The sequence below is a fragment of the Frankia sp. CoWAU3 genome (assembly GCF_977971855.1).
Window position 1 is genome coordinate 8,459 of the sequence record NZ_CDWWXB010000045.1, and the last position, 9,208, is coordinate 17,666.

Genomic DNA, 9,208 nt, shown 5'->3' on the forward strand with positions numbered 1-9,208 from the left:
CGGCCCGGCTGTTCGTCTTTCCGCACCAGGATGCTCCCGCCCCGGTGGACGCGATCGTCATGTTCGCCGGGAGCCCGGGACGGCTCGAACGCGCCGTCGCACTCGCGCGGGCCGGCTACGCACCCGTGCTCGCGGTCTCGGCGCCGACGGAGAAGGACCCGTGCCCCGGGCCCATTCCCGGGGTGGAGGTGATCTGTTTCTCGCCCGATCCGCGGACGACCCAGGGCGAGTCGCGGTGGACCTCCGCGGCAGCGGCACGCCGCGAGTGGCATTCACTCATAGTCGTCGCCTCGACCTCGCAGAGCACGCGCGCCCGGCTGCGCCTCGCCCGTTGCTATGACGGCGAGACGCGGATGCAGGAGGTCCCGCCCCCCCGCCGGGCCTGGCCGTACGTGATCGCCTACGAGTGGGCGGCGCTGGGCAAGGCCCTCGTTCTCCAACGCCACTGCTGACTGCCAACCGTGCTCAGCGCCCGCCAGCCCGGTCCCCGGCCCGGACGCCGAGCTCCGCGGCATAGACCTCGTTGCGGGAGACGCCGTACTCGGCGGCCACGGCCTTGCGCGCATCCTTCGGGGACATCCCCGCCGAGGTTCGTCGGGCTACCTCGGCGACGAGGATCCTGCCGTCGATGATCGGTTCAGTCCCGCTCAGCCCAGCCCCGCCTGGTTCGGCCCCGCCTGGTTCGGCCCCGCCCCGGGTACCGCCGGCGACCACCAGCGTGAACTCCCCCCGGATGACCCGGCCGTCGGTGGCCCAGCCGAGCAGATCGGCGAGGTCGCCGCGGACGATCTCCTCGAAGGTCTTCGTCAGCTCGCGGCAGAGCACCGCCGGCCGGTCGGCGCCGAAGGCCGCGACGAGGTCGCGCAGGCCGGCCACGAGCCGGTGCGGGGACTCCAGGAACACCATCGTCCGCAGCTCGCCGGCCAGGTCGCGAAGGCGTCCACGCCGATCGCCGCCCTTGCGCGGCAGGAAGCCCTCGAAGGTCCAGCGGTCCGTCGGCAGCCCGCTGACGGCCAGGGCCGCGGTGACGGCGGACGGACCGGGAACGACGGTCACGGCCATCCCCGCGGCGGCGGCCGCGGCCACGACCCGGAACCCGGGGTCGGAGACGGCGGGCATCCCGGCGTCGGTGACGAGCGCGACGGTGGCGCCCTGGCGCAGGTAGTCGGTGAGCTGGGCGGCCCGGGCGCCTTCCACCGCGTCGTAGCACGACACGATCCGCCCGGACACCGTCACGCCGAGCGCGTGCGCCAGCCGTAGGACCCGGCGGGTGTCCTCGGCGGCGATCACATCCGCGGTGGCGAGGATCTCGCCGAGCCGAGGGCTGGCGTCCCGGACGTCGCCGATGGGGGCACCGCACAGCACCAGGGTCCCGGACACCCGACCAGTCTGTCAGGAGCCAGGACCTACCCTGATCGGTGTGACGGCGACGACGGCTCACCTGCCCTGGACGGCGACCGGTCGCGGGGACGCGGCGCGGGTGACCGGCCCGGGTTCCGCCGGCCCGGCCGGCGGTCGGGCGCTCTCGGTGCGTGAGCGGCTGTGTCCACCGATGCCGCGGTCGCCGCTCATGGGGTGGCTGGCGACCCTGTCCGTCGCGATCGTCGCCGGGCTGCTGCGTTTTTGGCACCTCACGGAGCCCCGCGGGATCTACTTCGACGAGGTCTACTACACCAAGGACGCCTGGGGCCTGCTGACGGCCGGGCATGAGATCAACTCGACGACCTGTTCCGGCCCGGCCTACGTCGTCCATCCGCCGTTCGGCAAATGGCTGATGGCCGCCTCCGAGGGCCTGTTCGGCTATACCGACTGCGCCGGGGTCCCGCACGGCAGTCCGGAGCTCGGCTGGCGGTTCTCGTCCGCGCTGTTCGGGACGCTCGCCGTCCTGGTCCTCGCCCGCGCCGCCCGACGGATGTTCCGCTCCACGCTCCTGGGCTGCTTCGCCGGTCTGCTCCTCGCCCTCGACGGGCTGGAGTTCGTGCAGAGCCGCATCGGGATCCTCGACATCTTCCTGATGACCGGCGTCGTCGTAGCGCTGGCCTGTCTGCTGCTCGACCGGGACGACGGCCGCCGCCGGCTCGCCGGCCGGCTGGAACCGGTTGGTTCCAGCCCCGGCTCAGCACCCCTGGGGGACGAGGCCGCCGGCCCGGACGGCGGTACGGACGCCGGCCCGGACGGCGGCCCGACCACGACGGCTCCGCCCACCCGGGCCGGCCGCCTCCTCGACACGTACGGGCCGCGGCTGGGGTTCCGCCCCTGGCGGCTGGCCTGCGGGGCGGCCCTGGGACTGTCCATGGGGGTGAAGTGGAGCGCCCTCTACACGATCATCGGCTTCGCGGCGCTCGCCCTCGCGTGGGACATCGGAGCGCGGCGCACCGCCGGAGCCCGCCGACCCGTGCTGGGAGCACTGCGCCGGGACAGCCCGGCCTGGTTCGCCGCGTTCGTACTCGTCCCCATCGTGACCTTCCTCGCCACCTGGACCGGCTGGTTCGTCACCGACGGCGGCTACTACCGCCACTACTACGGCAACGGTTTCGGCGCCGCGTGGCACGGCTGGTGGAAGTACCAGATGGCGGTGCTGAAGTTCCACGAGGGACTCCACGAGGGGCACGCCTTCGCGTCGCATCCGATGAGCTGGCTGGTGATGGCGCGGCCGGTCGCGTACTACTACTCCTCGCCGGCGTACGGGACCTCGGGCTGCCACGATCCGGCCGGCTGCTCCCGGGAGGTCATCGCCCTGGGCAACCCGGCGATCTGGTGGGTCGGCACGGCGGCGCTGGTCGCGATGCTCGCCTGGTGGGTCTCCCGGCGGGACTGGCGGGCGGCCCTGGTGCTGGTCGGGTTCGGCTCGGCCTTCGTGCCGTGGCTGCTGTTCCCGAACCGCACGATGTTCTTCTTCTACGCGCTGCCGTCGCTGCCGTTCCTGGTCCTCGCCATCACGGCGCTGGCCGGGCTTGTCCTCGGCCCCCGCGAGGCGTCGGAGACCCGCCGCCTGGTCGGGGCGCTGCCGGTCGGGGTCTACACGATCATCGTCGTGCTGCTCTTCGCGTACTTCTACCCGATCCTGGCCGCCGAGGTGATCCCCTACTCCTCGTGGCGCGCCCGGATGTGGTTCCCGGGCTGGATCTGAAAGGACACCACACCAGGCCCACAGTGCCGACCCGTGGACCCCCGACGAGGCCCCACGGCGTCGCCTCAACGTGATCCGACTCACGACTCCGCACCCCATTCGTGGCATCACCACCGTAGGCGATGCAACCATTACGAATCGGCAAGCTGGAACAGCGACAGCCGCGGCGACAGGGGTTATCGAAGTTGGACGGTCACGAAGAGTCGAACAAGGACGCCATTAGCAGCACCGCCCTGACCCTTGAACGGGGGGGTCGCGTACAGCTCGAGAAGCCGATCCGAGAGGGTGGGGCGGTCACCATGCCCCGAGGCCGTGCGGCAGTGAGCGCCCAAACGGGTCTCCCTCCGACCTCCAACCACCGGAGACGGGTGTCGGGCGGGCCGAGACTGGGAGGAACCACCATGGCGGATGTGTCGGTACGCTTCGCGATGACCGATGACAGCGAGATCGTGCTGAACCTGTCGCTGACCCAGGCGATCCGGCTCACGGAGGCGATCGCGTCGAAAGTCAGCCAGGCGATGACCGAGCAGCCGCGAGCCGGCATGAACGGCAACGCCTACGGCCCCGGGGTGCGCCCCGGCCCCTATTCGACGTCCTGAGCCATCCGGCACCGAGCCGGGCTATCCCCCCGGTGTCGGGCTATCCCCCGGTCAGCTGGGCGATCAGGGCCCGCAGCAGGTCGAGATCCCGGCGGCGCAGCTCGGCGACGGACGACGGATCCGGCCGCGTGGAGGCCAGCGCCGCACGCACCGAGCGCAGCTTGCCGCGCAGGATCTCCACGTCGGCGGGTGTCAGTAGACCGTCGCGCAGGACCAGCACGACGTGACCACCGTGCTGCACCACGTCCACCGACTCGACCATCGGCAGCGTGACGACCCGGATACCGACGGGTGCCTCCTGGTCGTAGACGAGGCACAGCTGGTCCTCCGCCATCACCTCCGCGGTGCCGTCGTCCCACAGCACAGTCGCTCGGGCCGTGATGGGGGTCACACCGCGGGCCGACTCGACCCGCACGGGGTCGGCGTTCCCGGCCGGTTCGCGACGGCCGGCCGGGTGGACGGCGAGTACCGTGCCGCGCCGCGACCAGACCCCGCCACCGAGGTCGTCGACGGGGAAGACCCGGTCACCCCGGGCGAACATCACCAACGCGGCACGACCGTCCTCGGCGATCGGCGGGTGGGCGGCCATGGCGTGATCGTAGGTGGCCGCCGTGAGGGCCCGAGCGCCGAGACCCCACCAGGGCGCATCCGCAACACCCGCACACCCGCGCCGGGAACCACCGTTCCGCACCGGTGAACCGGTGAACCGGTGCCGACGATCCTGGTAGCCACCGATGTGGCCGCGAACCACCACCGGCATCGCACGTTCACCGGCTCGCCGCGGCCACTGTGGCTTATGCCCGGTCATGGTCCCGTGGACTCCGCAACGGGTTACCTTCGCCTGGTTGCCACCGAATCGCGTGGCGACCGGCGGCGGTCGGAGGACGCGGGCGGCTCCTAGCGGGCCGCGACGGCACGGTCCATCCTCCCCCCTGTCCGCAACCCCCACGGCCGACCTCGGCCGGTCACGCTTCGCGGAGCCCACGAATGCCCGACACCGACTATCCGCCCATCGAAGAGCACGCGGTCATCGGCGACCTGCGTACCGTGGCCCTGGTCGCCACGGACGGCACGATCGACTGGTACTGCCCGCAGCGCTTCGACGCGCCGTCGGTTTTCGCGAGTCTGCTGGACGCCGACCGTGGCGGATCGTTCCGTATCCACTGTCCGGACTCCCGGGCCAGACAGCTCTACCTCCCCGACTCGAACATCCTGATGACCCGTTTCCTCGCCCCCCGCGCGGTCGGTGAGGTCATCGACTTCATGGTCCCGGTGGACAGCGACGTCACCGAGACACCGCACGTCGTGGTCCGCCAGGCCCGAGCGGTGCGTGGAACCGCCACGTTCCGGCTGCGCTGCGACCCCCGGTTCGACTACGGCCGGGCCCCGCACACCGTCACCCTGGTGCCCGGTTCGGGCGCGGTGTTCGAGTCGACCGCCGGCACCCTTGTGCTGCGCACGGCCCTGCCGCTGCGCGTCGAGGCCACGGCGGTGGTCGCCGAGTTCGAGCTGGCGATGGGCGAGTGTGCCGACATCGTACTCGAGTGGAACTCGACCATCCGCCCATTGATCATCGGCGAGGCGGAGACGTTGTTCACCCGGACGCTGAACTACTGGCAGGCCTGGATCCGGCGCGGGCGCTATCACGGCCGGTGGCGGGAGATGGTGCTACGCAGCGCTCTCGTCCTCAAGCTGCTCGTCTACCGGCCCACCGGGGCGCTGGTGGCCGCGCCGACCACCTCGCTACCCGAGGAGCTTGGCGGCGTGCGCAACTGGGACTACCGCTACACCTGGATCCGCGACGCGGCCTTCACGGTGTACGCGCTGATGGCGCTCGGATTCACCGACGAGACCGCGGCGTTCATGGACTGGCTCGAACAGCGATGTCACGAGGCACCCAAGCACTGCGGGCTCTACGTGCTCTACAGCGTGGACGGCAACGCCGACCTGGACGAGCTGGTCCTCGACCAGCTGTCCGGCTATCGCGGCTCGAAGCCGGTGCGCATCGGCAACGCCGCCGCCACGCAGCTCCAGCTCGACATCTACGGCGAGCTGATGGACTCGGTGTACCTGTACAACAAGCAGGTCCCGATCTCCTTCCAGCTCTGGGAGGCGCTGGGCCGCCAGCTCGACTGGCTGGCCAGGCACTGGGACGAACCGGACGAGGGCATCTGGGAGACCCGGGGTGGGCGCCAGCGCTTCACCTACTCGGCCGTGATGACCTGGGTCGCCTTCGAACGGGCCTGCCGGATCTCGCGCCAGCGCGGCCTGCCCGGGCCGACGAACGAATGGAAGGACTACGCCGGGCGGGCCTACCGGTTCGTCCAGAACGAGGCGTAGAACCCCGCCCGCGGCGCCTACATGGAGTTCCCCGGCTCACCACGGATGGACGCATCCCTGCTGTGCATGCCGCTGGTGAAGTTCTCCGGCCCCACCGACCCCCGGTTCCTGTCGACCCTGGAACGGTTCAGCGGGGACCTGGTCAGCGACAGTCTGGTGCGCCGGTACGCCGCGGACGGCAGCGACGGCCTCACGGGTGACGAGGGCACCTTCAACCTGTGCTCGTTCTGGTACGTGGAGGCACTGACCCGGGCCGGTCGGGTCGCCGAGGCCCGGATGGTCTTCGAGAAGATGCTCACCTACGCCAACCACGTGGGGCTCTACGCCGAGGAGATCGGTTCCTCCGGGGAGGCGCTCGGCAACTTCCCGCAGGCGTTCACCCACCTCGCCCTGATCAGTGCCGCGATCCATCTCGACCGCGCGCTGGGGTGACCGACCCGAGGACAGGTGCGCGGTGACCACAGGTACGCGGTGAGCACGGGCGGTTTCCGGTGCCGGCGCGGCACGGCAGGATAGGCGGCGAGGACACGCACCGGAGCCGATAGCCTGAAGATCGGCACCGATGTTCGGAATGCGGGATCCTTCAAGGTCGGGATCCTCCGGGGTGCGGGATACGAGGGGCGAGGTCATGGCGGGACTGGACCGTTTCCGGGTGGTCGTGGAATCCGGGCGCGGAGATCGGACGGGAGTGGTCGTCCGGCTGCCCGGCGCACTCATCGTCGCCTGTGCCGGCCCGGCGGAGACGGCCGAGACGACCACCAGGCTGCTGGCGCTGTGCGCCGAGGTCGCTGCCGAGGTGGGCGCCACCGCGTCGACCATGGGTCGCCGGCTGGTACGTCGGGTCGCGGGGCTGCTGGCCGATGCCGATCCGGATCGGGTGCCCGACTTCAGCCTGCTGACCACGGTCAATGACCGGGTCGCCGCGCTGGTCCACGGGGCGATGGACGTCGTCGCGACGGGCAGCTGCGGAGTGACGCTCTCCGGCGTCGACTCGGCCACGTGGGTCGACCGGCTACTGCCCACCGAGATCAGCCGGATCGACGTCGGCCCCACCGGCCTGGTCGGGCCGACGGGTTTCCCCGGCGGTCTCGGCGATCTCGGTTTCCCGCTTGACCTGCGCATCGGGGCCGTGCCCGGGATCGGGGTGAGTCTGCTGCTCAGCGACACGCCGTCGCTGCCCGCGCCGAAGGCCTCCGCCGAGCAGCTGCTCGCCGGATTCGATCCGGTCCGGGAGCCGATGACCGGCGCCGCGCCCATCCCCACGCCGGGAACCCGCGCCCCCGATCCGATGCCGACCACCCCGCCGGCGCTCGCCCCCCTGCTCAGCAAGGAGGAGGAGGCCCATCGGCGCCGCGCCGCCGCCGAACCGACGCAGGCGGCCGACCTCGACGAGCTCGACGAAGATCCGCCCACCGAGCTGGCCCAGCGTGACTCGGTCCCGCGTGCCGGGAGCGATCTGGGTGGCAGGCACGGCCACGCCGGGCCCGTCGGCCACCGCGAGGGCCTCTCCGACGGTCTGGGCGACGACCTCACCGACGACGAGCACGACGCCCTGACCCAGCTCCCGGGCCAGAGCTTCACCGTCTCCGACCTCATCGAGGACGACGAGGCACCGACGATGCTGCCGAGCAGCGGCGAGCCTCAGGTCGAGGGTGTGCTGTGCGCCAACGGCCACTTCAACCACCCGCAGGCGCCGTACTGCTCCGAGTGCGGCCTGTCGCTCGCCCAGCAGAACACCCGCACGGTCTGGGGTCCCCGGCCGCCCGTCGGCGTCCTCGTCTTCGACGACGGCCAGACCATGAACGTCGACATGGACCTGGTGATCGGCCGCCAGCCGGACCGCGACGATGCGGTCCGGGCCGGGAAGGCACGGGCGCTGCCGGTCGAGGACGGTGAGAGCGCCGTCTCCCGGGTGCATGCCGTCATCACCCTCAACGGTTGGGACGCGGTCATCACCGACCAGGGTTCGGCGAACGGCACCTACATCGCCCCGCCGGAGGCGACCGTGTGGACGCCGCTGAGCCCGCACCAGCCGGCTCCCCTGATCCCCGGCACCCGCGTGCAGGTGGGCAAGCGGACGTTCGTCTTCAACTCCCACCTGCACGTTTGACCACCTGCCCGGGCAACCCACCCGTCCAGCCGAGGGGTTCATGACGACGACGGACGACAACCGGCCAGCCGGCAACGACCCGCCAGCCAGCGATGGCGATGCGGCGCGCGGGAGTGACGCGCGGCCGCGACGCCGCTGGGCCCGAAGCCGGCTGTGGTGGACGCCGATGGTGCTCGCCGTGGTAGCCGGCCTGCTGGCGGCCGGCGCGGCGCTGGGCAACCTCGCCAGCCGGTCACCGGACGAGGGGTCGGTCGATGTCGGCTTCGCCCGGGACATGTCCGAGCATCACGCCCAGGCCGTGCAGATGGCCATGATCGAGTTCAGTCACGGCGGTGACCAGGACACCCGCAGCGTGGCCCAGGACATCGCGCTGACCCAGCAACGCGAGATCGGCATCATGTCCTCATGGCTGTCCGGATGGGGGCGGCCCCAGTCCACCTCCGGGACACCGATGCGGTGGATGCGGGACTCCCGCACCGTCAACGGCGCCTCGGGCGGTCATGACGGTCACGGCGCCGCCAGGCCCGGCATGGACCTGCCGGGCCTGGCCGGGGGTGCGGCGCAGGACGCGTCCAGCGACCCGCGGAACACCGCGCGCATGCCGGGTATGGCGACCCCCGCCGAACTGCAACGGCTGGCCTCGATCCGGGGCCATGACCTCGACGTCCTCTTCCTCACCCTGATGGTGCACCACCATCGTGGGGGGCTGGCCATGGCCCAGTACGCGGCGATGCACGCCGGTGAGGACCGGGTACGGGCGATGGCCAGGGCAATGGTGCTCGCCCAGTCGATGGAGATCGACCAGATGCAGCGCGATCTGGTACGCCTCGGCGCGCCTCGGGCCTGACCGGCGAACCCGCCTACTGTCACGACGAAACCGGCTTTGTATAGTCGAGTGGGACTAACCGGACTCGGGGAAGGCAGCCCCCTCGTCGCAGGGCAGGGGAGGCCGCCGTCATGCCTGATGTAACCGCCCGAGAGGCCGCCGACGCCGGGGGCTCCGTTCGCCGGACGGCCCCCAGCGGCCCC

The 9,208-nt window shown here is 71.5% G+C and carries 7 protein-coding genes and 1 pseudogene; 6 read left to right on the plus strand and 2 right to left on the minus strand.

The features are described 5' to 3' along the window. Positions 1-452, plus strand: a 452-nt coding sequence (locus AC08ON_RS06770) for a YdcF family protein (RefSeq protein ID WP_476616643.1), incomplete at its 5' end; no start/stop codon positions are given. Between the two features lie 13 nt (positions 453-465). Here AC08ON_RS06770 and rsmI read toward each other — a convergent pair. Then, positions 466-1,380: a 16S rRNA (cytidine(1402)-2'-O)-methyltransferase gene (gene rsmI, locus AC08ON_RS06775; protein WP_476606912.1), complete on the minus strand. Its 915-nt coding sequence runs from the start codon at positions 1,378-1,380 to the stop codon at positions 466-468. Positions 1,381-1,420: 40 nt separating this feature from the next. On the opposite strand from rsmI, the gene AC08ON_RS06780 reads away from it, so the two are divergent. Next, on the plus strand, positions 1,421-3,130 hold the full coding sequence (locus AC08ON_RS06780; protein ID WP_476606911.1) for a dolichyl-phosphate-mannose--protein mannosyltransferase: 1,710 nt from the start codon (positions 1,421-1,423) through the stop codon (positions 3,128-3,130). 401 nt (positions 3,131-3,531) lie between these two features. Next, complete coding sequence (locus tag AC08ON_RS06785; protein ID WP_006541195.1) at positions 3,532-3,729, plus strand: hypothetical protein; 198 nt, start codon at positions 3,532-3,534, stop codon at positions 3,727-3,729. A gap of 40 nt (positions 3,730-3,769) precedes the next feature. On the opposite strand, the gene AC08ON_RS06790 is transcribed toward AC08ON_RS06785, so the two are convergent. Further along, positions 3,770-4,318, minus strand: coding sequence for a hypothetical protein (locus tag AC08ON_RS06790; RefSeq protein ID WP_476606910.1), 549 nt, complete (start codon positions 4,316-4,318; stop codon positions 3,770-3,772). Between the two features lie 398 nt (positions 4,319-4,716). On the opposite strand from AC08ON_RS06790, the pseudogene AC08ON_RS06795 reads away from it, so the two are divergent. The 3 genes and pseudogenes from AC08ON_RS06795 (at position 4,717) to AC08ON_RS06805 (ending at position 9,026) form a co-directional block, all read left to right on the plus strand. Beyond that, a pseudogene (locus AC08ON_RS06795) lies at positions 4,717-6,501 on the plus strand (glycoside hydrolase family 15 protein). Between the two features lie 196 nt (positions 6,502-6,697). Beyond that, the gene (locus tag AC08ON_RS06800; protein WP_476606909.1) at positions 6,698-8,179 is read left to right on the plus strand and encodes an FHA domain-containing protein; all 1,482 of its coding nucleotides are present in this window, start codon (positions 6,698-6,700) and stop codon (positions 8,177-8,179) included. A 40-nt stretch (positions 8,180-8,219) separates the two neighbouring features. Beyond that, positions 8,220-9,026, plus strand: coding sequence for a DUF305 domain-containing protein (locus AC08ON_RS06805; protein WP_476606908.1), 807 nt, complete (start codon positions 8,220-8,222; stop codon positions 9,024-9,026). Positions 9,027-9,208 lie beyond the last annotated feature (182 nt).

Coding starts and splice junctions, on each gene's coding strand:
- AC08ON_RS06785 (WP_006541195.1), top strand. CDS start 3,532: ATGGCGGATGTGTCGGTACGCTTCGCGATGACCGATGACAGCGAGATC.
- AC08ON_RS06790 (WP_476606910.1), bottom strand. CDS start 4,318: ATGGCCGCCCACCCGCCGATCGCCGAGGACGGTCGTGCCGCGTTGGTG.
- AC08ON_RS06800 (WP_476606909.1), top strand. CDS start 6,698: ATGGCGGGACTGGACCGTTTCCGGGTGGTCGTGGAATCCGGGCGCGGA.
- AC08ON_RS06805 (WP_476606908.1), top strand. CDS start 8,220: ATGACGACGACGGACGACAACCGGCCAGCCGGCAACGACCCGCCAGCC.